This is a genomic window from Vibrio vulnificus NBRC 15645 = ATCC 27562, assembly GCF_002224265.1.
GTDB lineage: Bacteria > Pseudomonadota > Gammaproteobacteria > Enterobacterales > Vibrionaceae > Vibrio > Vibrio vulnificus.
In genome coordinates, this window is record NZ_CP012882.1 from 1,360,586 (window position 1) to 1,386,797 (window position 26,212).

The 26,212-nt window shown below is 45.2% G+C and carries 23 protein-coding genes and 1 pseudogene; 9 read left to right on the top strand and 15 right to left on the bottom strand.

Features of this window, described 5'->3' with window-relative positions:
- Positions 1–44: 44 nt before the first annotated feature.
- From AOT11_RS21590 to AOT11_RS21615, 6 genes and pseudogenes are all read right to left on the bottom strand, one after another.
- Positions 45–410, bottom strand: coding sequence for a nuclear transport factor 2 family protein (locus AOT11_RS21590; RefSeq protein ID WP_017422864.1), 366 nt, complete (start codon positions 408–410; stop codon positions 45–47).
- Positions 411–443: 33 nt separating this feature from the next.
- A pseudogene (locus AOT11_RS21595) lies at positions 444–611 on the bottom strand (arginase family protein); the annotation flags it as partial.
- Between the two features lie 279 nt (positions 612–890).
- Positions 891–1,787, bottom strand: a complete 897-nt coding sequence (locus tag AOT11_RS21600; RefSeq protein WP_017422867.1) for a DMT family transporter — start codon at positions 1,785–1,787, stop codon at positions 891–893.
- Between the two features lie 153 nt (positions 1,788–1,940).
- Complete coding sequence (locus AOT11_RS21605; RefSeq protein ID WP_011081213.1) at positions 1,941–2,132, bottom strand: hypothetical protein; 192 nt, start codon at positions 2,130–2,132, stop codon at positions 1,941–1,943.
- Positions 2,133–2,406: 274 nt separating this feature from the next.
- A complete protein-coding gene (locus tag AOT11_RS21610) occupies positions 2,407–3,429 on the bottom strand; it encodes a TerC/Alx family metal homeostasis membrane protein (protein ID WP_026050848.1) in 1,023 nt (340 codons plus the stop codon).
- Positions 3,430–3,954: 525 nt separating this feature from the next.
- Complete coding sequence (locus AOT11_RS21615) at positions 3,955–5,700, bottom strand: bifunctional metallophosphatase/5'-nucleotidase (RefSeq protein ID WP_172840619.1); 1,746 nt, start codon at positions 5,698–5,700, stop codon at positions 3,955–3,957.
- A gap of 238 nt (positions 5,701–5,938) precedes the next feature.
- On the opposite strand from AOT11_RS21615, the gene AOT11_RS21620 reads away from it, so the two are divergent.
- Entirely contained in the window at positions 5,939–7,570 is a 1,632-nt protein-coding gene (locus AOT11_RS21620; RefSeq protein WP_017422871.1) for an ATP-dependent endonuclease, read from the top strand.
- Positions 7,571–7,772: 202 nt separating this feature from the next.
- Here the strand turns inward: AOT11_RS21620 and AOT11_RS21625 are convergent, their stop codons facing one another.
- Both AOT11_RS21625 and AOT11_RS21630 read right to left on the bottom strand, forming a co-directional pair.
- The gene (locus tag AOT11_RS21625; RefSeq protein ID WP_026050850.1) at positions 7,773–8,246 is read right to left on the bottom strand and encodes a DUF1097 domain-containing protein; all 474 of its coding nucleotides are present in this window, start codon (positions 8,244–8,246) and stop codon (positions 7,773–7,775) included.
- Between the two features lie 196 nt (positions 8,247–8,442).
- Complete coding sequence (locus AOT11_RS21630; protein ID WP_011081208.1) at positions 8,443–9,348, bottom strand: LysR substrate-binding domain-containing protein; 906 nt, start codon at positions 9,346–9,348, stop codon at positions 8,443–8,445.
- Between the two features lie 251 nt (positions 9,349–9,599).
- Between AOT11_RS21630 and focA the strand changes: the two genes are divergently transcribed.
- Positions 9,600–11,051 carry a formate transporter FocA gene (gene focA / locus AOT11_RS21635; RefSeq protein WP_017422873.1) on the top strand — a complete coding sequence of 484 codons (1,452 nt, stop codon included), beginning with the start codon at positions 9,600–9,602 and terminating at the stop codon, positions 11,049–11,051.
- Positions 11,052–11,155: 104 nt separating this feature from the next.
- Here the strand turns inward: focA and AOT11_RS21640 are convergent, their stop codons facing one another.
- Together AOT11_RS21640 and AOT11_RS21645 are read right to left on the bottom strand one after the other, a co-directional pair.
- A complete protein-coding gene (locus AOT11_RS21640) occupies positions 11,156–11,725 on the bottom strand; it encodes a YceI family protein (protein ID WP_017422874.1) in 570 nt (189 codons plus the stop codon).
- Positions 11,722–12,261: a cytochrome b gene (locus tag AOT11_RS21645; protein WP_017422875.1), complete on the bottom strand. Its 540-nt coding sequence runs from the start codon at positions 12,259–12,261 to the stop codon at positions 11,722–11,724. The genes AOT11_RS21640 and AOT11_RS21645 overlap by 4 nt, the downstream gene beginning before the upstream one ends.
- A gap of 361 nt (positions 12,262–12,622) precedes the next feature.
- Here AOT11_RS21645 and AOT11_RS21650 point away from each other — a divergent pair, with 361 nt between their 5' ends.
- Both AOT11_RS21650 and AOT11_RS21655 read left to right on the top strand, forming a co-directional pair.
- Positions 12,623–13,255: a hypothetical protein gene (locus AOT11_RS21650; RefSeq protein ID WP_017422876.1), complete on the top strand. Its 633-nt coding sequence runs from the start codon at positions 12,623–12,625 to the stop codon at positions 13,253–13,255.
- 295 nt (positions 13,256–13,550) lie between these two features.
- Complete coding sequence (locus AOT11_RS21655; protein ID WP_011081203.1) at positions 13,551–14,354, top strand: EAL domain-containing protein; 804 nt, start codon at positions 13,551–13,553, stop codon at positions 14,352–14,354.
- A gap of 100 nt (positions 14,355–14,454) precedes the next feature.
- On the opposite strand, the gene AOT11_RS21660 is transcribed toward AOT11_RS21655, so the two are convergent.
- Both AOT11_RS21660 and AOT11_RS21665 read right to left on the bottom strand, forming a co-directional pair.
- A complete protein-coding gene (locus AOT11_RS21660) occupies positions 14,455–15,711 on the bottom strand; it encodes a DEAD/DEAH box helicase (RefSeq protein WP_017422877.1) in 1,257 nt (418 codons plus the stop codon).
- A gap of 55 nt (positions 15,712–15,766) precedes the next feature.
- On the bottom strand, positions 15,767–16,360 hold the full coding sequence (locus AOT11_RS21665; protein WP_017422878.1) for an acyl carrier protein phosphodiesterase: 594 nt from the start codon (positions 16,358–16,360) through the stop codon (positions 15,767–15,769).
- A gap of 353 nt (positions 16,361–16,713) precedes the next feature.
- Here AOT11_RS21665 and AOT11_RS21670 point away from each other — a divergent pair, with 353 nt between their 5' ends.
- On the top strand, positions 16,714–18,147 hold the full coding sequence (locus tag AOT11_RS21670) for a methyl-accepting chemotaxis protein (RefSeq protein WP_017422880.1): 1,434 nt from the start codon (positions 16,714–16,716) through the stop codon (positions 18,145–18,147).
- Positions 18,148–18,411: 264 nt separating this feature from the next.
- A complete protein-coding gene (locus tag AOT11_RS23965; protein WP_072599220.1) occupies positions 18,412–18,627 on the top strand; it encodes a hypothetical protein in 216 nt (71 codons plus the stop codon).
- Here the strand turns inward: AOT11_RS23965 and AOT11_RS21680 are convergent.
- The 3 genes from AOT11_RS21680 to AOT11_RS21690 form a co-directional block, all read right to left on the bottom strand.
- Positions 18,624–19,292, bottom strand: a complete 669-nt coding sequence (locus AOT11_RS21680; RefSeq protein WP_026050852.1) for an HAD-IA family hydrolase — start codon at positions 19,290–19,292, stop codon at positions 18,624–18,626. The genes AOT11_RS23965 and AOT11_RS21680 overlap by 4 nt on opposite strands.
- 156 nt (positions 19,293–19,448) lie before the next feature.
- On the bottom strand, positions 19,449–21,224 hold the full coding sequence (locus AOT11_RS21685) for an HD domain-containing phosphohydrolase (protein ID WP_017422883.1): 1,776 nt from the start codon (positions 21,222–21,224) through the stop codon (positions 19,449–19,451).
- Between the two features lie 60 nt (positions 21,225–21,284).
- Positions 21,285–21,788: a hypothetical protein gene (locus AOT11_RS21690; RefSeq protein ID WP_017422884.1), complete on the bottom strand. Its 504-nt coding sequence runs from the start codon at positions 21,786–21,788 to the stop codon at positions 21,285–21,287.
- 304 nt (positions 21,789–22,092) lie between these two features.
- On the opposite strand from AOT11_RS21690, the gene AOT11_RS21695 reads away from it, so the two are divergent.
- The 3 genes from AOT11_RS21695 to AOT11_RS21705 all read left to right on the top strand — a co-directional run bounded on the left by AOT11_RS21695 (position 22,093) and on the right by AOT11_RS21705 (position 25,937).
- Positions 22,093–22,578, top strand: a complete 486-nt coding sequence (locus AOT11_RS21695; RefSeq protein WP_011081196.1) for a CreA family protein — start codon at positions 22,093–22,095, stop codon at positions 22,576–22,578.
- A 124-nt stretch (positions 22,579–22,702) separates the two neighbouring features.
- Complete coding sequence (locus AOT11_RS21700) at positions 22,703–24,007, top strand: inosine/guanosine kinase (protein ID WP_017422885.1); 1,305 nt, start codon at positions 22,703–22,705, stop codon at positions 24,005–24,007.
- Positions 24,008–24,188: 181 nt separating this feature from the next.
- The gene (locus AOT11_RS21705) at positions 24,189–25,937 is read left to right on the top strand and encodes a formate--tetrahydrofolate ligase (protein ID WP_017422886.1); all 1,749 of its coding nucleotides are present in this window, start codon (positions 24,189–24,191) and stop codon (positions 25,935–25,937) included.
- Positions 25,938–26,212: the final 275 nt, after the last annotated feature.

The window sequence follows — 26,212 nt, forward strand, 5'->3', positions numbered from 1 at the left end:
GCTAACGCTAAATGATCTTGGGTGTTCGAATGAACACCCATTTTTTATCCCATGAACATGACGCGTTTAATCAGTCCGTTTTCCACTTCGTAAGCTGCCACCACCTTAATGCTGCGGTTTATTTCCCGACTTGCCAAATCTGAAGATTCCGCCAACTCATGGTCGACCAAATATTGCTCATGCACAATGCGTTTTAACGAGGTCGCGCGTAAATACGTTAATCCACCAAACTTCTCGCCATAACGTTTGATCAAAGTCTCCCTACCCGAATAAAGCAACCCTTTTGAAAAATGGGCAATTTCAACCTCTGGGTGATACGTGGCTGCAAAGGCCTCAATATCGCGGTGGTTGTATGCTTCAAGCTGTCGCTCAACAATATCAATGGTTTGCTGTTCTTGTTCTGTGTACATCGGTTGTCCTTTCTAGCGTTGTCAATATGTTCGCTACTGCCTAAAACCCCAAACACTGTCGACTAACTTAATCATCAGTTCTTTTGATACCCCTGATTCATCCAGCTCAGGCAGATATTCAACAAAGTCCGCCCCAACAAATTTTGGATGAGCCGCTACGGCTCTCACCAGATACAACGCTTCTCGCGCGGACAACCCGCCTCCTTGCGTGTGAGTTCCATGTGTAGAGGCAGTGCCTGTATCACCTTCTCTAGGTCGGCTTTATCAACAACTATGTGACCCTGTAATGAAATCATTCTCCACCCTGTCCTTCCTTCATCCTCTAACAGACTGAATTAGTAGCACATTCTCTAAAAGAGTCGACAAGAACATTCTCTTATCGGATAACAATGAGAGTCAGATCCACCTTGCCCACGTGTTTAAAAGGCGATGCAAAAATATGGCAGATCTGGATGGCGCATTCTTTTTCGCTTCTAACTATTAGCGATTCGCCAGCCACTTGGATTTCGGTCCAAATACGTTGATCAAAGCACCTGTTACGATCAATGAACCACCCAACAACGTCCAAATTGAGGGAACCTCATTAAACAATACGACACCTAACAAGGCGGAAAAAACGATCTGTACGTAAGAATAAGCAGAGGCATTACCCGCTGTTTGAGTTTGCATCGCTTTGGTGAGACCAAACTGGCCAATTTGAGTGAAAATGCCCACCAAAATCAGCACCAAAATTAGGGCGACATCGGGCACGACAAAGTCATCACCAATGAGCATGGCTGACACTGGCAGTGCGACTAAAGGAAAATAGAAAATGATTACAGAGCTGTCTTCTGTACGGCTCAGCTTCCTAACAATCACGTAGGCAATCGAACTGCCAAACGCACCCAATAGCGCAATACCCACACTCAACATCGGCAGTTCACCGACACCCGATGCATCAAAGCTTGGGTAAACCATGGTGAATACCCCTAACAAGCAAAGCACGATACAAGCAAGGGTTGCCGGCTGTACTCGCTCCTTCAAAAACAGTACCGCCAATAGCGCAGTGAAAACAGGGTGTACATACTGAAGAATGGTCGCTTCCGCTAAAGGCAATGCCGTCACTGCATAATAGACACACATCAATGCCAGCGTGCCCACCGCACCACGAGCAAACAACCAGCGTTTGTTGTTCCCCCAAACCGATATTCCTTTTCGTTTAACATCCAGATAGCTGATGATTAGTGAAACCAAAGCACGGGCCGCGACAATTTCAAACAAAGGAATACCGTGCACACTCACGTACTTAACACTGGCAGACATTAGAGCGAAGCCCAAAGCCGATAGAATCATGTAGCGGACGCCAAGGGGAAACGCTGACTTCAAATTTGATAACATAGGAAAACAGATGTGGGAGAAACAGGAATACTCACTCTACCACAGCGAGAAATTTCGAGTAAGAGCGGGATGCGCTAGCATTACGTATGAATGTAATTCTTTTTTGCAAACAAAAAGCCGGCATAAATGCCGGCTTTCAACTTTTGATTAGACTTAGCGGTACATACCGATGTCTTTTTGTAGATGCACTGGTAGCTCATCTGCGTAGTAGTTACTCTGAGTCGAGTTGTCTACAAAAAGAATGTCCAATAGGTGAGCAATCAATCCTTTGAAGTTAACCGAATAGGTTTTCTTATCCATAGAGGTTGGTAAAGCTACAGAATTCATTTGCATTGCTTGTGCCATGATTGCCTCTCTTAAATCTTTCAACGTACTTCGTTTCGATGGATGAATCTTAGTGCTTTTTTTTGTGCTCAAAAAATGACTATTTTTCCACATTCGGATTACATTTTCTAATGAAACAAGGCCATAACAAATTAAAATAGTAAACAATACGCAATGATGCATAATTATGCAAAAACAAGCCACCCTGCCTGCATATTCATCATTTTGGAGCATTCAATCAAGACCACGGGTCACAGTTTGTTTACATAATTTATTTTCATTGGCGGTAGTGACTTTATAAATCCGCATTATTTGTATTAGATATTTTCAGGCTTTTCTCATTCATTGCGATGTCCTTTTTGTTGGCAATAACAGAGGCAACAACGGCCGTTGTCATCACAATAAGTAAGAATGAGAGCGACCAAATGGTCGGAATTTCATACGCCGTGCCCACCAGCAGCATTTTGACCCCAATAAACATCATAATCACAGCCAAAGCTGGTTTTAAATAGATGAACTTGTCGATCATGGCTTGCAGTACAAAATAGAGTGAACGTAAACCCAACAGCGCAAACACGTTAGCAGCCAACACTAAAAACGGCTCACGAGTGACCGCAAAAATTGCGGGAATGGAGTCTAGCGCAAACATTACATCCATGACGGCAATCACTCCGATCACTATCAACATCGGGGTTGCCCACCACTGTCCGTTTTCTCGTGCAAATACCGCGTTGCCATGATAATCGTTTGTGACGTTGAAAAAGCGTCTGATCAGCTTTTCTGGCATTGGACTTAGTTCTTCTTCTTCCTCTTTATCTCGTGCAAGCTGAATCCCTGTCCAAATGAGGAAAGCGGCAAACAAGTAGAGGATCCAATGGTATTGAGCCAGCAACTGTGCGCCTACCGCAATCATCAGGGCACGTAACACTAACGCGCCAATCACCCCCCAGAGCAAAGCGCGAGGTCTAAGTGATTCGGGGACTTTGTATTGGGCAAAGATGATGGCAAACACGAACAGGTTATCCACACTCAACGATTTTTCGAGCAAATAACCAGTAATGAACGCCGTCGTTGCTTCTTGGTGGGTGTACAAGCTGTCTGGCGCGTAGAAATCCCAGAAATGGAAGATGGTGGCCGCAAATAGAAACGCGAGCAAAAACCAGAATAGGCTCCAGCCCACCGCTTTCTTCATTGAAATGGCACCGCCACGCGTTTGCCAAATATCGAGGCAAACCATCGCCATGGTGAGCAGCGCAAAACTGCCATACATGAGATCAGTATTGGACATTAAAGATGACGAGGTGTCGAATAGGGACATAATTTCCTCCAATGCGGAAGAAAACCCAATCGTCCGAGCCCTTCCGCATACATGACAAATCGGCACAGAATCGTTCCTAATTCTGTACTGTGTATGAATGCGTTGGTCTCGTTGAAGTGAACTGGAATGCTTTCTCTGTTTCTGTTGATGACAAAGAAACAAAGAGAGGATAACTCACCTTTATTTGCCGGAAAGGCTTTGGCCTAACGAGATGACGACAAATAAACTTACGCTAACTACTCCCCAAACGTTCGATATTGTAATCCCACAAAACTTCCAAGGCTAATGCCAAGCGCAAGTTTGGGTAATTTTGACATTATCCTGACAAAAGAAAGGAGCGCAAAAGCGCTCCTTGACTCTTTCTTAGGTGGCTCACACCCCATTTAGCGGCACAAGATAAACAAGTGTTGACCAAATTGCGATCCACCCAACCACCACCGCGGTATCCATCCAATCTTTCCACATAAGCGCTCCCCCGCTGTTACGCCAAAGAAGCTGAGCAAAGTTTATACCAAGTTTGATGAACTAGACGTGGCGAGCACGATCTTGTTGATTTAGCACGTTAGGCAAATCCGATAGATACTCGATGAAACAGTCTGCCATGGATAAATTACTCACCCAGCCTTCCCCTTTCATTTGGCGTATCGCTTCGTAGCCTTCTTTTCCTTTCATCGTATAAGCAGATGAACAACCTCGATACCACTGTAGCGGAGAAACAGGCTGCCAACGCCCATCTAGACAAATTTGCAACGCTTCGATGCGGCTACCTGCTGGGTTTTGCGGACAATAGCGATAGCTTAATCCGTAAGTGTACGGGTAACTACCCGAACCGGTTCCTTCTACACCATTATTGGTCGCGTTGTTGATTGCCCCTTCTAATGCAGCGGCAATCGTCTTCCCCTGAACGTCATAACAACCAATAGGAACGGCAAAAGGCAGTAATTTGCCAGCCACATCGGCGACCGAAACATCGCCTGAGTTTAGTGAGTTTCTTACCCCTCCGGCGTTATGAATGGCAAATTGAACCTGACGTTGACGTTTGTTTAACGCATGAACAAATGACGCCGCGACCATTGGCGCCAGTTCACTAGGGCCGACTTCATCTGGAATACGAACGTGGCGAAGTGCGCGATCGGTATGCGCGATAATCGTCTTTTGCAGCTCGCGCACTCGCGGAATGTATTTATTCTGCATAAGATACTGAATATCAGGATCTTTCTTGCACACGACAACATTACATTGGCCATCAATAAAATCGGCGGCCTGAGTATACCAATCCTCATCACTTTGCTGATTCAATCCGGGGTCTAAGAACATTCGTCGACCAATCAACAACTCATTGCGCCCAACAAAGCGCTTTACACTGCCATCGGCAGCAAACTCAATTTCACAATGCCCCATGGTGAGTGCATGAAACCCTGCCTGAACAACATAGGTATCGTTAATTTTTAAACCATAGTCGTCGTCTTTACCCAGACCAATCGCACCAAAGTCACCCTGTAACCTATGACTGTGTCCACCAACAATCAAAGCGATACCCGATACTTTGCTGGCAAGTTCTATGTCACCCTCATAGCCTAAGTGACTGAGTAAAATGATTTTATTAATGCCCAGCGATTGCAACAAGCGCACAGTGGCCGTTGCGGTTTCAACCGCATTCTCAAAAGGCGTGTCAGGATCTGGGTTAGCAATGTCTGCCATTTTATCCAGTGATAAACCAAACAGCGCGACCGGCTCACCGTTGATTTCTTTGATGATATAGGTCGCCGCACGCGTTTCTGTATCAAAGCTTCGAATATTGTCGGCATCACTGATTTTTAGCGTTTTCTCATCACTCTCCGCGCTGAGATTCCAGTTTCCTGCTAACAATGGGAAATCAATCCGACGGACAAACTGCGCCACTGGCTCATTGCCCATATCTAACTCGTGGTTACCCAAAGCCATGGCATCAATACCCATTGAGTTGAGCAGATCGGCATTGGCTTTTCCTTTGAACAGGGAAAAGTAGAGCGTTCCTTGGAAACAATCTCCCGCATGGACAAATAGAAATCCTTTATTTTGTCGTTCTGCTTCTTGCTTGATTTGTTGCGCGCGGGTCGCAACGCGAGCGAAACCACCAGCACTGACGTAAGGCTCGATTTGCGCATCTTGGAGTTGGATTTTGAGTTGTAATGACGTTGGCTCAAAGTAGGAATGAGTGTCATTGATGTGTGCCAGTTTCAGCGTGACTGGCTTATTTGTTTTTATCATAGTCACCTTCTCTTTCTTCATCCCTTTATACTTAGAGCAGAATGATGACAGAATCGTGAATTTTATGAAACTGTTATGCAAAGAAATCATCGGGAGCGCGTAAAGCATCACAGCTAACTTTCTCTATTTGCTCAAAAAATCATCAGTCAAATGAAAAGTGTGACACCATAACAAACAGCCAGCTTAATTTTGTCATATTCTTTCTATAAGCGCCTTTCACTTTACATTCAAATAATTACGGCGCGCATGGAGGAGAGTTATGCTTTTAGAACGAATTGAAATCTCCGGTTTTCGCGGCATACGGCGGTTATCTCTTTCTTTTGATGAGCTCACTACCCTGATTGGTGAAAACACTTGGGGCAAATCGTCACTTTTGGACGCTCTTTCCGTCGCTCTTCCGACAGATGCTGAGTTATACCAATTCAAGATGTCTGATTTTCACGTCGATTATTCCATCTCACATCCTCAAACACAGCATCTACAAATTGTGCTCTGCTTCCGTTCTACCGATAGACATGAGACAAAAGCAGGACGTTACCGACGCCTTAAGCCTATTTGGTGTCAGGACGACAATGGCGATCATAGAATTTTCTACCGCATTAGTGCGACCCGAGAAGGTTACGACATCACGACGCACTATGCATTTTTAAATAACGACGGTTCAACCAAAGCGCTTCATCATTCCGAAAAGATCGCACAAGAGCTCATGTCTCTGCATCCGGTCATTCGCTTGCGAGATTCACGTCGATTCCCCGAAATTACCAATGGTTCAAATGGTAAAAATGCCCGCATTGAAAAACGGATTGATAATACCTGTCGTCGCTTGTTAGCAATACCGGGCCATGTAAACAAAGGCGAGATGCGCAGCAGTTTAAACTCCATGCATTCGTTGGTCGATCACTATTTTTCTTTTAAAAGCCCGACCCGTAATGACCCACGTAAGCCACGCGATGGCCTGTTTTATAACGCGACGTCTGCAGACAAAAATCTTAGTCAATTCATTAAGGAAACCAACAACAAGCAAACACGTTTGCTGTTGATGGGATTGTTAAATGCCTATTTGCAAGCCAAGGGCCCAAGTGATTTACGTCGCTGCGCTCGTCCTATCTTGATCATTGAAGATCCTGAAGGCCGACTCCATCCAACGCACTTGGCTCGCGCATGGAGCTTGTTGCAAATGTTGCCCATGCAAAAAATCCTCACCACCAACAGCGGCGCATTGCTGGGTTCTGTTCCACTCTACTCCATTCGTCGTCTCATCCGGCAGTCCGATAAAACGGTTGCCAAAAGCATCCAACCACAGCGTTTCAGTGTGGATGAGTTGCGTCGAATCGGTTTCCACATTCGTTTCCATCGATCTGGGGCTCTTTTCGCTCGTTGCTGGTTGTTAGTAGAAGGTGAAACGGAAGTTTGGCTGTTCAATGAACTGGCCAACCAATGTGGATACAACTTGGCGGCAGAAGGCGTGCAAATTATCGAGTTTGCCCAATCCGGATTACGCTCACTGATCAAAGTGGCGAAGGCGATGGGAATCGATTGGCATGTGGTGACAGATGGTGATGCAGCAGGCAAGAAATACGCTGCAACGGTGAAAAGCATGCTCGGACACGATCAAGAACGTCATCGACTTACTGAGTTGCCCGATCACGACATAGAACATTTTTTATATAATCATGGCTTTGATAAATTCTTTAAGGATCTCATCAAAATTCCTTATGAACATCCTATTCCTGCCAAAAAGGTCGTGAACAAGGTACTTAAGAAACACGCAAAACCCGATCTGGCCTTGTCGATTGTTTCCCACTGTGAAGAAAACGGCATTGAGTGTATCCCTGTATTACTGCGCTGGACACTAAAGCGTATTGTCACCATGGCCAATGGCAACACCTAATCCATGCTTTGACGGTGCGTTATCAGCGAGCAACACACCAAAGGCACAACAACGGTGATAGAGAGAGTGGCTGAAACAAAAGCGGAAATAAAAAAAGCGCATCAAACGATGCGCTTGTACCAAATATCATAAATTTTGATAGCGAATACAAAGCGGGATTCAAACTCAGCATTCTAGATACAAATAAGATCGGGGGGCTACCTCATGCTTGTCGAGCAAGCTGTGCAGCGGATGATTTCTGGTGTAACCACAAACCAGAGGCCTTCATCAAGTACCCAAACACACCGCCTAATAACAGAGATGGCACAACTAGCTGCCAATTGCCATCTGCTGCAAACGTTGCACAAGAACCGATGAAAGTGCCTGGAATATAGGCCAACCACGTTTGTTTCGCTTGAATACACATCGCAAATGCCACCAAGGCTGTAATGACATAACCTAGAATTTCTAGGCCAGCATACGTGGAGCCATAAATGATGACCATCGCCCAAAAAACACCAGACATATTTGTCAGCAAGCTTTCCGCTAGCCCTTTCAACCCAGAATTAGGTGAAGCGAAGTAGCTGGTACAACCCAGAAAGCCAGCCCATGATAAGAGGCCAAGTGAGATGGCAATCCATCCCCATAATCCAGACAAAATACCAGTGGTTAGTGATATAGCGACTAATGTACTCATTGTTTGCAACCCAAACTTGTTGGAGCGGCCTGTGCCTACTCACAGATCAATCAGGCAATGAATACTAGGCGAAATTTCGTCACACATACACGACGGCGATCACATATATAGTTGCAATAACCAAACTGTTGCACGTAAAACATGACGCAACCGTTAAATCAACAGATTTAGAAAATAACCCAACTTCGCTTTTCACTTATAAAACTGATGGTTTTCCTTTCATCATTCTCAATCCCTCACGCTTAATGCATTCTACTAGCGGGTTTTCAGCCATATCTGCTCGCCATATAAAAGAGAGCGTTCGCTCCATATGGAGGTCCGGAACATTCAGTGCGACCAACCTCCCCGCCTCAATATGGCGTTCTACGTCAAGATAAGGCAAGCAAGTCAAATAGGAACCATTTTCCACCAGGCTTCTGAGTACCGGAACGTGCTCGTATTCACGCCACACATCAAGATCTTCGACCAAGTGGTGAATCGAGCTATCAAAAATTTTGCGCGTACCTGAGCCATGTTCTCGTAATACCCATCGCGCTTGTTCGAGCTGCGCCAAACTCACGGTTTCACGTTTGGCAAAAGGATGATTTGCTGAAGCAACGACGGTTAAATGGTCACGGCACCAGACTTCTTGATGTAGACGGTTGTCATCACAGCGCCCTTCTATAATCCCTAGGTCGTAGCGGTAATCCAGCACGCCTTCAATAACCCCATTGGTACTCTTCACCCCGAGAGAAATACGCATCTCAGGAAAGTCATTATCAATTATGCTGATGAGGTCTGGCACAAGGTGTTCTGCAGGAGTCTGACTCGCCCCTAGACGAATCTCTCCGCTCAGTAAATGTTGCTCGTAGAAGCCCATTTCTATTTGTTGGGCATCTTGGAGTAATCGCTTCGCTTTTGGCCTTAACCACATCCCCCAATGGGTTAAAGCCATTTGTTTTCCTTGTCGCTCAAACAAAGGCCGTCCCAACATCTTCTCTAATTGTGCAAGAGACATACTGGTTGCCGATTGAGTTAAAGCGAGTTTGTCAGCCGCTTGGCTCACACTTCCTGTATCAGCGACCGCATCAAAAACGGCCAACTGTTTTAACGAATAACGCAAGTTTTGTTCCCCTAATTACTACAGCAATACATCAAATTGATGAGCAATGGGTTTCATTTTACGCCTCTCTTTGGGCATATCAAATAATTTGATGAGAAAACTAAAAATTATCAATTTTACCTGTAGATACTCAAACGCTTAATCTGATTGTGCGGTTCGGGAACACCGCACTCACTAACAACGTCAGGGCTTTCAACATAACCAAGAACAATATTAAGGAGTATCAATGAACTCAGATAAAAGGAGTCAACATGTCAGTGGCTACCTCTGAAAACACACAATACTTTTCACCCAAAGAAATGATGGCAGAAGCCGAGAAATTTGCCCTTAGCAAAGCCAATAAAACCAGCGCCATGACGTTAGGATTGGCGATTATGGCTGGCGCTTTTATCGGTCTCGCGTTTCTTTTCTACATCACGGTGACAACGGGTAGTGCCAATGCGGGATGGGGTCTTAGCCGCTTCGCTGGCGGTTTGGCTTTCAGTATGGGCTTAATTCTGATCGTCATCTGCGGGGGGGAGCTGTTTACCAGTTCAGTATTGTCGAGTATTTCGTGGGCAAACAAACAAATCAGCTTTACGAAAATGCTGTCAATCTGGGGCAAGGTTTATATCGGTAACTTTATCGGTGCAATGTTTCTTTTGCTTCTGGTGACAGGTGCTGGTTTGTACCAAATGGACGGTGGTCAATGGGGTTTGAATGCGTTGAACATCGCTCAACACAAACTTCACCACACGACAATTCAAGCATTCTCTTTAGGGGTGCTATGTAACTTGCTGGTTTGTCTTGCTATTTGGTTAACGTTCAGCTCTGCCAACGCAATGACAAAAGCCGTAATGACCATGTTGCCGGTCGCCATGTTTGTCAGCAGCGGTTTTGAGCACTGTGTCGCCAACATGTTTATGGTGCCACTAGGAATCGTGATTGCCAACTTCGCTCCTGACGCTTTTTGGGCGCAAGTCGGCGTGAATGCAAGCCAATATGCGGATCTCAATGTTGGTCACTTTATTACTGCCAACCTTATTCCCGTGACTTTGGGCAATATCGTCGGCGGCGCTGTATTAGTCGGCTTAGCGAACTGGTGTATCTACCGTCGCCCAGAACTAAAAGCAGCAAAAATCAGCACAATTACACAAACAACACATATTACGTCAGTTAAGGAATTTACTATGAAAAACGCAGCAGTAGTTAGAGACATCATGGATGCACAACCAGTGGTACTAGGCGTAGAAATGCCAATCGCAACCGCACTTGATACTCTTTTAGACAATCACATTATCAGTGCGCCAGTGGTTGATATTGAAGGTCGTCTCGTCGGCTTCCTCTCTGCACACGATGTCATGGTTGATCTTTGGTGCCAAGATTACCTCCCAAGCACTGGCCAAAAAGTTGTGGATTTGATGAGCCGTGATGTGGTGGCGATTGATGTCAACGACCGACTAGTCGACGTGGTGGAATTCTTGTGTATCGATAAAGAGCAGCTATACCCAACCTCTAGCATGGGCATCGCTACTCGCATGACGTCACTGTCACTTGAAGAGCGCGCGAAAAGCATGAAAGTGAACAAGCCCCATGTTCTGCCTGTGCTAGAAAATGGCAAGTTCGCAGGTGTTGTGTCTCGTCAAGAAGTACTGAACGCATTGCGTCCAATTTATGGTGAGCGTCTGAATCTCGTTGAAACGCGTCAGTTAGAAACGGCGTAACGAAAACAATAAACAACATGGCTTAAATAAGCAGAAAGCCTCCATTGGAGGCTTTCTTATTGATCTTTCTTATTTCATTCGCAACGTAATCTCATGCGAAGAAACTACTTCTTAATGCCTTCTACGTGCAATTCCATATCAACGTAGCTTGAAGTCCCCATCACTGGGATATTGAAATCAGCAAGCTCTAGGCGAGTCGTACCGATAAAGCCCGCACGTTGACCACCCCAAGGGTCTTGACCCGCGCCAACAAACTCAGCAGCGATAGTAATAGGCTTTGTTACACCGTGCAGCGTCAAATCCCCCATCACATCCAGTTTACCATCACCTTTATCCAGCACTTTGGTGCTAGTAAACGTGGCGGTATTGAATTTGCCTGCATCAATAAAATCGCCACTACGAATGTGCTTATCACGCTCTGCATGGTTAGAATCCAAGCTACGAGTATCAACCACTACGTTTACTTTCGACGCAGCAATGTTGTTTTGATCGTAAGAAAAGTCACCAGAGAAGGTATTAAAACGACCTTTAATAAAGCTATAACCAAGATGGCTCACTTTAAAGTTAATAGACGCGTGCGCCCCTTTGGTATCAATAACGTAATCAGCAGCGTTTGCAGCAAACGGCACTGCCATCATCAACGCTAAACCTGTCGCAATAACTGACTTTCTCATGTTCGAGCTCCTATCATTTTTCTTAATGTATTGTCCTTGTCGACAAAGTGATGTTTTAAAGCGGCAAGTGCATGGAGTGCAGCAAGGCCGATTAATGCCCAAGCAACATAAAAGTGAATCGCTCCCGCTATATCAGACTGATTAGCGAACAACTCACCGGCTGCTGGGACGGTAAACCAATTAAATACTTCTATTCCACGTCCATCAGACGTCGAAATTAAATAACCAGAGATAAACAGCACCATCAGTAATAAATAGATCGTGTGATGCGCTGCTTTTGCGGCGATGACTTCGGCTTTTTTACCTTCGATGGCCGGTGATGGCTTCACCAACTTCCATACCAAACGAAACAAAGTCAAAGCGAGTAGCAAGACTCCGACAGATTTATGCCAGTTCGGTGCAATGCGATACCACTCACTGTAATACGACAAATCCACCATCCACAAACCGACGGCAAACATACCAACGATGACCGCAGCCGATACCCAATGAATCAGCCGAGCAATGGCGTTGTACTGCGTCACATGATTTTCCATCGTTTTATCCAACCTTATAGACAATAGAGAATGAGAATAGGTAGCAGTACGCAATATAACCTTTCCCCTACAAAGTGAGTAAGATTATTTACCAAGTTTTACAAACGAGCTACCTACGGCGGTGGAACAACTTGTTCGAAAAAATTGAAGGAACTTTTCATTATTTGTTCTTCTTTGACCCATCTGCCCTTTTAGCGCCTTGTCTCAAATCAATTCAGTTATTGAAACAATCAGTCAGCATTAAGGAAGGTAAAAATATGATGTTTTGATCAAGAACTTGTAAGCGAATGTTAGTTGCCTGTTTTTAAACATGCTAACCTCAAAAACGTGATGACTGTTTCGATTTCTATAAGGACATATCTTGCTACTCGACCTTGTGATTAAAAGCGTCAACAACTTTCAGGACGATTGTTTAAAACTGTGTGAAAAGCACTATCCCGCCGTACATAACCAAGGTATGAGTGAGCACCACTTAGGATTGGCTTTTGCGCGCCGTATGCAGAACACGTTTAAGCAATTTGCTCATGAAAGCGTGATTGAGCCGCTGGAAAAAGTGGATGTGGGCGAGTTGCCACACCAATACCGGGTAACATCAGAAATCGGCACGGTTTGGGTGTTATCTCACCATATGGTCAGTGCGGGCAAAACATGCCGAGACAATTTACTGGCCGATGTCACTGAATGGCAAAGTGAGTATGGGTTTGCAATACAACCCAATGATTTATTGTTCCTTATCGGTGATCACTGGATCAGCCGTAGTAAAACTAGCCGTGAACTTCTTTATTGGTGGATGGGTGAGCTACCGGACCAAATCAACGAGTACAGTGAACAAGGAATTTCGCTCTACACCAGTGATTCACAGCTGACTCAATCATTGGAAAGCCGTTTCAACATTTCTCCTTGTTACCTAAAGTTTGGCCACCCGCTAAGGCGCTCAGGGAACAAACAGATGGTGCGTAAATATGTTCAATTTTACGCAGTACTCCAGTGGTAAATCGATCTAACTGCGCAAATTACCCCCAAGTTTTAACGCTTATGCAACACAAAATTTGAGCTGCTTCGACAATTATAAGTTTGGCATGCAACTTTACTTGATAAGCAAAACAAGCGCGGGTTAGATATTAACTTTAGAAGTATTAATTAGGGTCAGTTGACCTAGAGGTTCATTGAACCAAAGTATGTGGCTGTGCATCCATTAGAAAGTTAGACAAAGATTTGACTCAGCACAGAACACTGTTTTTCGCATGGTAGGAACAAGGAGCTGTTCTACCACTAATTCGAGCCGTAAGATGAACACGTTAACTGCAGAGAAGCTGAACGAGTATATATTTTCTGAGCAGGGTGGACAGTTTGTTTCACGCTATAAGGAAATGACACTTCGAAGTGTTTTTCAGCCAATTTACAAAAAAGACCTGACTGTTGTGGGCCTTGAAGCACTGGTCCGAATCCAGTGTGATGACGGAAGTATTATCCGTCCCGACCATTTTTTTCATTCCGATGAGATCTCACCAATTGATAAGCTCAACGTTGAACGTTTGAGCCGCATCATGCACATACGCAATTTTGCTCAATCCAGTTATCGAGATAAGAAACTCTTTCTCAATGTGTTACCGCATGCGGTTGAAAGACTGGCATTAGAAGAGCTGAGCTACCATTTTTTGCTAAAAACCATTCGAGAAGTCGATCTTTGCCCAGAGCAAATTGTCATGGAACTGATTGAAATCAAAGTGAACTGTGAGCAAGAGCTTCAATGCGCGACTCGCTCTTTGAGTAAAAACGGCTTTTGGTGGGCCATTGACGACTTTGGCATTGCGGCCTCCACTCAGGAGCGCACACGCAATATACTGCCCAACATCATTAAGCTTGACCGCTCTTTGCTTCAGCGCTACGAAGAAGGCGATACCAACTTGCTGTTATGCGCATTGGCTTTTGCCCGAGAAATGGAATCGCTAACCGTGATTGAAGGGATTGAAACCGAGCAGCAGCTTAGCCTAATGAAATTGTTGAATCTGGATATGTACCAAGGTTACTTTTTGGCGATGCCGCAATCACTTGAAGAAGAACCCGCGTTTTCTTTGGCCTCCTTTGGCTAGGGCTAGTAATAAAACAGGTCGGAATGGTGTGCCCGTTCCGACCTAACTCTTTGTTCTCTAACTTTTGTGCTTTAACTTAAGCGGTGAGCCCGAACGGTAATCAGCGCTTTTTACCACGGCCTTGGTGAATTTTTAACTTTTGCTTAAGCTTACGTTTCTCTGCTGAACGACTGGTACGCTTGCTAGAAGTATCTTCAACGTAGTTCTCTTTTTCACTGGGCTCAAATCCCGCTAACCATTCTTGCGGTAAACGGGTATCCAGAAGATTTTCAATCGCTTGCAGCAAGTATTCTTCATCTCGTGACATAAACGACACTGCGAGACCCGTTTGCCCTGCTCTCCCCGTTCGGCCGATTCGGTGCACGTAATCTTCCGCCTTATAAGGCATATCGAAGTTTACGACTTGCTCTAGCTGCGCAATATCCAAACCGCGCGCGGCGACATCGGTGGCGATTAACGCGCGTACTTTACCCGATTTAAAATCATCCAGTGCTTTCTGACGTGCACCTTGCGATTTATCGCCATTGATGGACGCAGCCTTGATGCCATCGAGCTTTAGTTCATTCACCAAAGCATCGCTGCCTTGTTTAGTTTTGGTAAACACCAACACTTGCTGCCAATTACGAGAGCCAATGAGATACGCCAACAACTCACTTTTGCGTTTTTTGTCGACCGGATACACCATCTGCTTAACGGTGTCGGCGGTGCTGTTGGCCGCGGCAACCTGAACTTCGACAGGCTCTTTCATTAAACGATAAGCCAGTGCTTTAACACGCGTTTCAAACGTAGCGGAAAACAGCAGCGTTTGACGCTCTTCAGGCATTCTTTTCATAATGCGCTGAATGTCGGGCAAAAAGCCCATATCCAACATGCGATCGGCTTCGTCTAACACCAGTATTTGCAACTGGTTCAATGAGGTTTTCTTGGTAAAAAGATGATCCAATAGACGCCCAGGCGTCGCAATGAGGATATCAACACCTTTCGCCAATTGTTCTTGTTGAACACGGATGCTGGTTCCACCGTATACAGTAACGATTGCCAAATCAGTATGTTGCGCATACTGTTTCAAATTATCGAACACTTGCTGCGCCAGCTCTCGAGTTGGCGCTAAGATCAGTGCTCTAGGATGTTTGGGTGCCGTTTCTTCTCGCAACTGTTGTGACAACATTTGGATCAGAGGCAAGCCATAAGCGGCGGTTTTTCCTGTTCCTGTTTGAGCAGCAGCCAGCACATCTCTACCTTGCAAAAGATGCGGAATCGCTTGCTGTTGAATCGGTGTTGGTGTGTTAAATCCTAGCTGAGAAAGATGATCGCTTAACGAAGAGTCAAGTCCAAGCTCAATGAAAGTATTTGTCATTACGGCCCCCAAAAAATGAGCGCGGATTGTAGCAGAGGCAGATAAATATCTCTATCTACAAGCCAAACTCTTTCTGTTGGTTGCAGCTAAATTGTAATGTGTCGGCATAAAGCGTTTCGAAGGCGCTCGAAAACCGCTCATATTCGTCTTGTAATGTGGCATGACATTCAAAGAGTGGCGACAATCTTGGTCGACGCTGTGACATTCTGTGCAGAGCAAACTCGATATTGTCCATCTCACGATATGACTGCAACCACTTTCCTTGCCACATGCGCTGATTCAACAGCAAAAAAGAGGGTGGCAGATCTTTGGTGTCGTGTTTGGCCACTTCTCGTTGCGCATAATGCACAAATGAATCTAAAGAGATATCGCTGTATCGATGCCAATGCATCGCAAGGCAATGATCCCAAAACATGTCTAAAGCGATTAATGCAAAACGTCGCTGTGCTTCTGGGAAACGTTTTTTGCACGCTTGCACGATACCGTGTGTATCAACAAACTTATCGACGGCGCGATGCAGACGAATCCCTTGCACAATTTCCGATGAATATTGTTTGCTTGGGTCACCCTTGGCGAAGTCGCCCAGTAAGTTGCCTAACATGTCACTGTTGGCAACATCCGCTAAATGTAGGTGGGCAAGGTAGTTCATTATTGTGTGTCAGGGGGGGATCAACAGGCATCGCTGTCTGCGTCATTCTCTTCATTTGGGTATTGCGACAAATCGATTCCAATTTCCATCGCGTCCAGCCACTCTAGTGTCTCATCATTTTTCAGTTCAAATTCTGACATGACCACTCCTTAGTATGTGTGGGGAAATAGTGTGTAACAGGTTGCATCGTGCAAACCTTCTTTATACATCCTGTTATATGTGGTTATACCGTACCGATCACAATATTAAAATGTTACATATCATTAATTGCATACAACCTTGAGCTTCCTCTCATAAAATCTTTCCGTATCACTATAACTTTAGCGACGAATTGATCTCAATATGGAGCAGATATGAGAGAAGTTGAATTTAGGACCATCGACCGCTTGTTTATCAAAATGTCGATCAATGACAAAATCTGGGTCATCGTCACCCTGTTTACCCTCGCCCTATCCTGTGTTTCAGGTGCCCGTTATGTTAACCAACTAGAACAGATAGAGGTGCAGGCTAAAATCGCCGCGCAAAGCCGCTTACAAGGGATCGTCAGCCATCCCAACAGTGAAGCCATTTTGGCCACCAGTGGTGTATCTAAAGCCGCAAGTGCAACTGATGCAAAATACAAAGATGGCATGACTACCGTGTCATTAAAAGGAGCCGATGGCCAGTTTTATCAGCTCACTGCGAATACGAAACAATCTGATGACAAGGCTAGATCCTCCGCCCTAACCACCTTTTTGCTAAGCTATTTGTGGCTCGCTCCTTTCGGTTTGTTTTGTTATTGGGTCGCAACTTTCCTTGGTGGCGCACTGTGGGTTCTCTACACCACTACACAGAAAATTGGTGAGGGCGATTTAACCTCTCGTCTTGGCTTCCATCCGGGTCGTGATGAATTTGGTACCATTGGCTGTGCGCTAGACAAAGCCATGGACACTCTGACCGATCTAGTAAAAAGCGTCAAAGAGAATGCAAATACGATGGGCGAAACCAGTGCTTCATTTGAAAAAGAGATGAAGCTCAGCGAAACGCAAATCCAAAATCAGTATTCCTCATTAGACTCAGTGGCTACCGCTATGGAGCAAATGACCGCTTCAGCCAAAGAAGTCTCTTCGATTTCTCAGCAAGCGACGCATCAAACAGAACGCGATACCCATCATATTGAAGGTAGTCATAAACGCGTTGTGTCCGCGATTGCAGAGATTGATAAGCTTTCTAGCTACATTGAGCGAGCATCGACATCAGTATCCACGTTGAATGACAACACGACGCAAATCAATGATGTAATCACCACCATCAATGCCATCTCTGAACAAACAAACCTGCTGGCACTTAACGCCGCGATTGAAGCGGCACGAGCGGGCGAACAAGGGCGTGGCTTCGCTGTAGTGGCCGACGAAGTTCGAACCTTGGCCAGCCGCACTCAGGCGGCCACTGTTGAAATTCAAGCCATGATAGAGAAGCTGCAAACAGAGAGTCAAAACATCGCTTCGATTACCGCCCAAACGGTCAGCCAAGCGAAAACCAGCAGTGATTTGATTGCAGAAATTGGTACGGACGTCAAATCGATTGCTGACTCAGCGAAAGTACTGATGGACATGAGTATTCAAATCTCCACCTCTGCTGAAGAGCAAAGTGCGGTCGCTAACGACATTGCCTCAGAGCTCAGTGATATTCGCAGCCAATCAAATACGATACGCAACGTTGCGCAGCAGTCGTCATCAGGAGTGGCGAATCTTACCAAGGCCACTGTCTCACTGTCACAAATCCTTAAACAATATCGTACACAATGACAAAAGCTCCTTCGGGAGCTTTTTTAATATCCGTGAGTTGCTTTATTCGTTTTGGGTCATATTTGTTTACGCCTTCTTTCTTATTGGGAATAAGCATTCAATTTCATTTTCGGCTCAAGAAACAAATTGCAATGAAAATATCTAACTTCTCATACAATACTGGGATATCACTCTCAAGAACTTGTTTATTAGAGTGAAAAAATGCCCTGTTATTAAACATTTCGCTATTCTAATAGGGCCTATTTTGCTGCTGGTGATTAAAAAATGAATACTTATAAATATATCGACGTAAACGAAAATACCGTATGCCCACTTTGTCAACACGACGAGTACTTCATCTCTGGAGACGGGGAAAAGTTCACATGTGCGTCATGCGGTTTCCATACAAAGAACTTCAGCGCCATTCGTTGTCTCCAAATGGCACCTATCTATCAAAATCGACCTGCTTACGTACATTCCATCAGTAACAGTTGTCACTAATTTGATTCTTGGCGAATAATCTCAATCAGTTCTTCCAAATGCCCGATCTGTCTGACTCGGGCATCTGTTGTTTGGTTAATGTCATAACCGTTAAATAACTGAAACGTCCTCATACCTGCATTAATACCGGCTTCCACCCCTTTTGGCGTATCGTCGACATAGATACACTCATCCGCTGCAAACCCCATGTGGAACGCACTGTACATCAAAAGATCAGGATCGGGTTTCCACGCATTCGCTTCAAACGCCGAATACATTTTCCCTTCAAACCGTTCTAACAAACCCGTCAGCCTTAAAGAGAGCGCAATCTTGTCTTTCGGGCCATTCGACGCGACGCAATATTCAATTTTTTCCCGTTCGAGAAAATCGAGCAAGTTTTCTGCCCCAGGCATCACTTGCAACTTCTCGTTAAACAAATGGTTTAACTCATTACGATAAGCAGGCTCTAGTAAATCCAACGATATATCGAGCTCAGCCAATGCCATTGCATCGGAAAGTACGTCAGCCAGTTTCCCACCTCGAAACTGAGCAAGGCATTGTTCTAAGGAAATATGAGAGCCGAATTTTTCAAAGACATTCACGAGAGCATGGCAGCACAGTTTTTCACTGTCGACCAAGGTTCCGTCGCAGTCGAAAATGACGCATTTTATTTTTGTTTTTATCATTCGCATTCCCCAGTTTATAGAAATCAGCGTGAACGAAGGGCGTTCACTTAAATCCCCTTTACTATATGAAGCAAAGTGCTCAGAAAACCGGAGTTCTCCGACAAAAATCATAATCTATGCCGGAGAATGATCATAAATGCGCAGAGTGTAGCGAATTTAGCTCGCCTGCTTGAATTCATTAAGATTATCTGGATAACAGTTTCGAATCTCGACAAATTGGTCGATGTTGTTGAGTAGCAAATCCGTTAAGTACGGATCAAACTGCTTACCTTTCTGCTGTTCAAAGAAGTCGATCACTCGATGAATGTCCCAAGCCGCTTTATAGCAACGCTCACTAAGTAATGCGTCAAACACATCGGCAATGGCTGTAACCCTTGAGAAAACATGAATTTCATCTTCTTTTAGCCGATATGGGTAGCCGTGGCCATCCCAGTGCTCATGATGCTGTAACGCGACCAATGCGGCCAATTTCATGATCTTGGCTTTGTTGTTATTAAGGAGGCGATGACCCACTTCACAATGGGTCTGGATCACTTCTCGCTCTTCTAGGCTAAGTTTACCGGGCTTGTCCAGTATGGCTTCAGGAATAGCAATTTTGCCGACATCGTGCATCGGACTAATGATTTCTAGCATCTCCAACTCACGGTGGCTCAATCCGCATAAACGCCCTAACCCAACGGATAATTGCGCGACACGTTTAACATGGTTACCCGTTTCTCCAGAACGTGTTTCAATGGCTTCACCTAGCACATGAATCATCTCTTTTTGCACCGCTAATGTTCTTCTCTGCAGAGCAACAATTTTGCGATTTTTCAAGTTAATCAATTTTTTCTGCTGAATCGTCATGTACTGCATGGCGATCACCATAGACAACGACAAAATAATTACACCCGCAACCAGCAATACCTGCCGATGCTTCACCAAATAAGAAATGGGCTCATTCAATAACGTTGCGTTAGACGGTAACTTATCTAAATCGATGTCGTATTTGTCTAGTGCGTTGAAATCAAAGACAAGTGAGGATGGCCTTTCATCCATCATCGCCTCTGGCAAGGTATAGCCCATTTGCTCTGCCAGCATCAACATGCCCTGATAGCCAAATTTCTCTGAACTATTAACGTAGCCGCCGACAATGCCAGGCTGCCCAAGATAGAGATCCCACAGAACAAAAACCGGTGCTCGGCTACTTTCGCCTACTGCGTTCGAGATTTTTTTGTAGGAATGAAATACGCCAGAACTCAGCTCTGTGTTGTAGTGCGTGAGTAACACCGCATCATCCGGATCAATCTGAGCTAAAAATTGGCAGGCTTCGCTGAGCGATTTATCTGAGATGTCGACAAGTTCAATGTTTGCGTGCTGACGCATCGAATGATTCAGGTCGGCGCGAATCAGATCGGAGGTAATACTTTTGTCCGCAAGATAATAGAGCTTTTGAATGTTGGGGCGAAGGGCTTCAATCAGAGCGAGGTTTTCATCTAGCAAGTCTTTTTCATAAATGACTTGGAAGTTGTGTTTACTCGATTGGCTTTGCCACTGTGTATCATTGATCGCGACGGCAACGACGGGATACTGTGTGAGCTGCTGTGAAAAGTACGTCTGTGCAAAGCGCAGTGCGTTATCATCGGTGACCAGCACTCCATCCCAATGATAACCGCGATATTTCGCGATCATATACTCGGCGGTCTTTTGTAAGTAGTCCGCCGAAGAGATTCGTTTGGTGTCGAGATACTCAACAGATAGACGGACATCGCCGTCAATACTGTCAATGGCTTTCTCAATGCCTCTCTGCATCTCTTGAGTCCATTGATAAGAAGCATCGTAGGAATGGAGAATGAGCACTTGGCGCGTTTGCCATTGTGTCGAAGCGAATGCGGAATTCATCAGCAGCACAACAACGGACATCAAAATAAGCCTAAGCGTTCTCATATGCATCCCAAGTAATAAATGGTGGGGATATGATAGTGGCTGATTAGGAACTTATTACGACATTGATCAAATTTCGATGAGAATTTTCTCTACGGCTGACATTTCTTGTGTGACTTTTTCAAGCAAACAGCTCAAATAACCCGCAACTCGTTCTTTATCGAAAGCTTGTTTGTACACGACATCGGAAACCAAAAGTTCTGACTCCAAACGCGTCACCATCGCTGCGCCTACGGGCTCACCGTGAGAGAAACTCACATAAAGATCGTGTTCTGGCGACAGAATGATTTGCGTAAGAAACTCAACAATTAACGACTGTTCACTTTCGTCAGACCAACGCTTACTTTGCAGCAGTGCAAACATAATGGTCAGACGGTGGAAATCGACCAAGTAGTGTTCCATCTCCTCACATTCGGTCACCGCGATAGAAAATGGCTCTGTGGTGCGCTGCTCAGCAGAAGCGCGGTAGAGTTGCAATCCGTCAATACTTTCTTTGGTGGGAAACTCACAATCAACTTGATCGGATAACCACTTGTTCTTTTTATTCGTTATTGGCGGAGCTTGATTCGACATGATTAATTCCAAATATCACAAATTTTGGGTGTACAGATGGTAGATTTCGGAGGTGCTGAACACCCGGCAAGTAAGCCTAACGAAATCAACAGCACAACACATGTTCTCTTCATACTGATAACCTCTTCGTTTTCCTACTTTCCTGCAAGGCTCATACCATACCATGCGGTTAAGATTGGTTCTAATCAATTTGCGATTCAAACGTTTGCATGGCGCAAGTTTGACCGAACTAGTTAGAGACAGCTGAGGGTCAAAACTGGTAAGGTAAGCTCATTCAGTTGACAAGGTCAAAAAGGATAAGACGATGAAATTAAAACTACTTACCGCTGTTTTCGCGACAACAGCCCTGCTTTCAGGGTGTGGTGGCAACGAGGTCGGTGACGTAGGCTTGGGTTGGTTTACCCTAAAGGACATTAAAATCACCTCGCTACAAGATGAAGTGGTCACCGGCGTAACGTGTCACATCGCTTCGATTGAGGCAAACTTAAGCCTATCCGATCCGAGTGACAGCTCTATCTCTTGCCGCCAGACTGGCAGTATTACACCGGAAATGATCGCTAAGATCGACAAAAGCTCGTCCGGCGAAGTGGTGTTCAAGCAGTCAAAAAGTATCTTTTTTAAAACAATGAAGGTTCGTCGTATTTACGATCAAAAGAACCAGACCCTACTCTACCTTTCGTACACAACCAAAGAAACCGAAGGTAGCTTCAAACATAGCTTATCAACGGTCCCGCTTTGGGGGACTGACGCCTACGTTGATCCGAGCAAAACAGAAGCACTAACTCAATAATATCTGCACAAAAACCACTTGGCCGAACAAAAACTGTTCGGCCAATTTTTCGCGTAACAAAAAGAGCCTTGTTTCAAAAAATTTGTGATATGATGCGCCTCTTTTTTCTCAATCTATCACTAGTATGAAGTTTCCTGGTCAGCGAAAATCTAAACACTATTTCCCTACAAACACTCGAGATCCACTCGTTACTGAACTTAAAGTGGCACCTAAGCTCTACCGCCCAACCATCGTTGGTGTTGGTCAGACAATCGTAGATATCGAAGCGCGTGTAGATGACGCATTTTTGGCGAAATATGAGTTAAGTAAAGGACACTCGCTAGTTCTTGAAGAAAGTAAAGCTGACGCCCTCTACGAAGAGTTAGTAGAACGTGGCCTAATTACTCACCAATACCCTGGTGATACCATTGGCAATACCCTTCATAACTACTCAGTCTTAGCAGACAGTAAGTCTGTTCTACTGGGTGTCATGTCGAAAAACATTCAAGTTGGTTCGTACGCCTATCGCTATTTGTGTCGTACATCTTCTCGCATGAACCTCAACCACCTACAAACGGTGGATGGCCCTATTGGTCGTTGCTACACCCTTATCTCTGAAGATGGTGAGCGCACCTTTGCGATCAACGAAGGTCACATGAACAAGCTCGCTCCAGAGAGCATTCCAGAAGAAGTGTTTGAAAAAGCAGCTGCGCTCGTGGTTTCGTCGTACCTAATGCGAGGTAAGCCGGAAGATCCAATGCCACAAGCGGTACAACGTGCTATTGAATACGCGAAAAAGTATTCCGTACCCGTCGTACTGACTCTCGGAACGAAATACGTGATCGAAGGCAACCCTGAATGGTGGCAGGAATACATCCGTGAAAACATCACGGTTGTGGCGATGAATGAAGAAGAAGGCCAAGCTCTGACCGGTGAATCTGATCCACTGAAAGCGGCCGATAAAGCACTCGACTGGGTTGACCTTGTCCTTTGCACTGCAGGTCCAGACGGCCTTTACATGGCAGGTTACACCGACAACGATGCGAAGCGCGAAACGACGCACGACCTTTACCAAGGTGCGATTGAAGGCTTCAATATGTACGAATTTAGTCGTGCAATGCGCCGAGCTGAATGTGAAGAGCCAGTCCGAGTCTACTCCCATATTGGCCCTTACTTAGGTGGCCCGGCCGAAATCAAAAACACCAATGGTGCTGGCGATGGTGCACTCTCTGCCCTTCTTCATGATATGGCGTCCAACGCGTTTCATCTGAAGAATGTCCCTAACTCAGAGAAACATCAGCATATGTGCCTGACCTATTCGTCACTGTCACAAATTTGTAAGTATGCAAACCGAGTCAGTTACGAAGTACTGACTCAGCATTCTCCGCGCCTATCACGTGCTTTACCAGAACGTGAAGACAGTTTAGAAGAAGCTTATTGGGATCGATAGATTCCGTACTTAATTCTCTTAAGGCTGCTATTATGCAGCCTTTTCTTTTTGATCTAAGCCAATTTTTCTCAAATTAAACTAAGCTGTAGCACAACTAAGCTTATATAATACTTTACTCAATTATGCATTTAAGTATCATGCCTCCGCAAACGTTTGCGTGATTGTTAGATAAGGGTTTTGCATGCTTTCAGATATCGATATTTGTCGTACGACACCTCTTAAACCAATTGAACAGATTGCAACAAAAGCAGGACTGTTGGCGGATGAGTTTGAAACTCACGGTTTATATAAAGCGAAAGTGTCTGCCCGATGTGTAAAACGCCTTGCTGAGCAACAAGATGGCAAACTTGTTTTGGTCACGGCAATTACACCAACCCCACTTGGAGAAGGCAAAACCGTCACCACTATCGGTCTAGCACAAGGGTTACAGAGCCTCAACCAATCGGTAATGGCGTGTATCCGTCAACCTTCTATGGGGCCTGTTTTTGGTGTCAAAGGGGGCGCTGCGGGTGGTGGCTATTCACAAGTCGCCCCGATGGATGAGCTGAATTTGCATCTTACTGGCGACATTCATGCCGTTACTGCGGCGCACAATCTTGCCGCAGCTGCCATTGATGCCCGCATCTATCACGAACAACGCGCTGGTTATCAAGCCTTTGAAGCTCGCACCGGGCTCCCTGCATTAAGAATTGACCCAGATCGCGTGGTTTGGAAACGCGTAATGGACCACAACGATCGCGCACTGCGTAAAGTTCGTGTTGGAATCAATGACGAAGGCAAGACCATCAACGGATTTGAACGTGAAGAAGGCTTTGATATTTCAGCCGCATCTGAACTGATGGCAATTTTGGCGTTGTCGAAAAACCTTCAAGATATGCGTGAACGCATTGGTAAAGTGGTTCTCGCTTACAATCTGGATGGCGAACCTGTTAGCGCAGAACAGCTACAAGTGGCAGGTGCGATGACAGTAACACTGAAAGAAGCGATCAAACCGACACTGATGCAAACACTTGAAGGTGTGCCTACCCTCATTCATGCGGGTCCGTTTGCCAACATTGCGCACGGAAACTCATCCATCATCGCTGATGAAATTGCCTTGAAACTATCGAGTTACGTTGTCACCGAAGCGGGTTTTGGCTCTGATATGGGGCTTGAAAAAGCATGCAACATCAAATCTTCAACTTCGCACAAAGCCCCCGATTGCGTGGTGATTGTTGCGACTTTGCGCGGTTTGAAAGCAAACTCTGGGCTGTATGATCTAAAACCTGGTATGCCATTACCAGACGCCTTATTTCAACCGGATCACGCAGCGCTGAAATCCGGCTTTAGTAACCTAAAATGGCATATTGATAATGCGCAAAAATACGGTTTACCAGTGGTCGTTGCTATCAATCAGTTTCCGCAAGACAGCGCAGATGAGCTTGGGCAACTCAAGCTTTGGATTCAGCAACTGCCACTCAATGTTCATGTCGCAATCAGCGAAGGCTTTGCCAAAGGTGGTAAAGGCATGGAAGCGGTGGCTCGTGAAGTGATTGAAGCATGTGATGCGCCTGCAAGCTTTCGCCCACTGTATAGAGCAGAGCAGACGCTCGAGGATAAAATCATCACCGTTTGTACTAAAGGTTACGGTTGTGGTGAGGTGCAATTTAGCGAAACAGCAAAACAACAGTTGGCTCTTTATCAAACGTTAGGATTTGGCGAGTTGGCCGTGTGTATGGCCAAAACTCCCCTTTCTATCTCGTCCGAGTCCTCTCTCAAAGGTGCACCGAGTGGATTTACCATCATGGTTCGTGAAGTTAGGCTCTGTGCTGGTGCGGGTTTTGTTTACGCGCTCACTGGCAATGTGATGACGATGCCTGGTTTACCAGACATTCCCGCTTTTATGGCGTTGGATATCGATGAAAATGGCAATATTGTTGGCCTAAGCTAAGCCGCGATTTCAATATCACATTGTTGAGGATCCTGTTGAGACTCCTTAAGCGCCTTGCAAAAAGGCGCTTTTTTTGAACCTAACGCAAACTAGATTACAGAAATCCCACCTAAAGCCTTATCTAGCACAACGTGTACTAGCCACTCGTTTTAGTACTTGTGATTATCGCTTATTTACAGTGTAAAACGACTAAGCGCCAAGACCTTAGACGCCGACCTTTTTTATCATTGCAACGCACTAACACCGTGCAACAACCATGCTCACTGCTTGCTTTT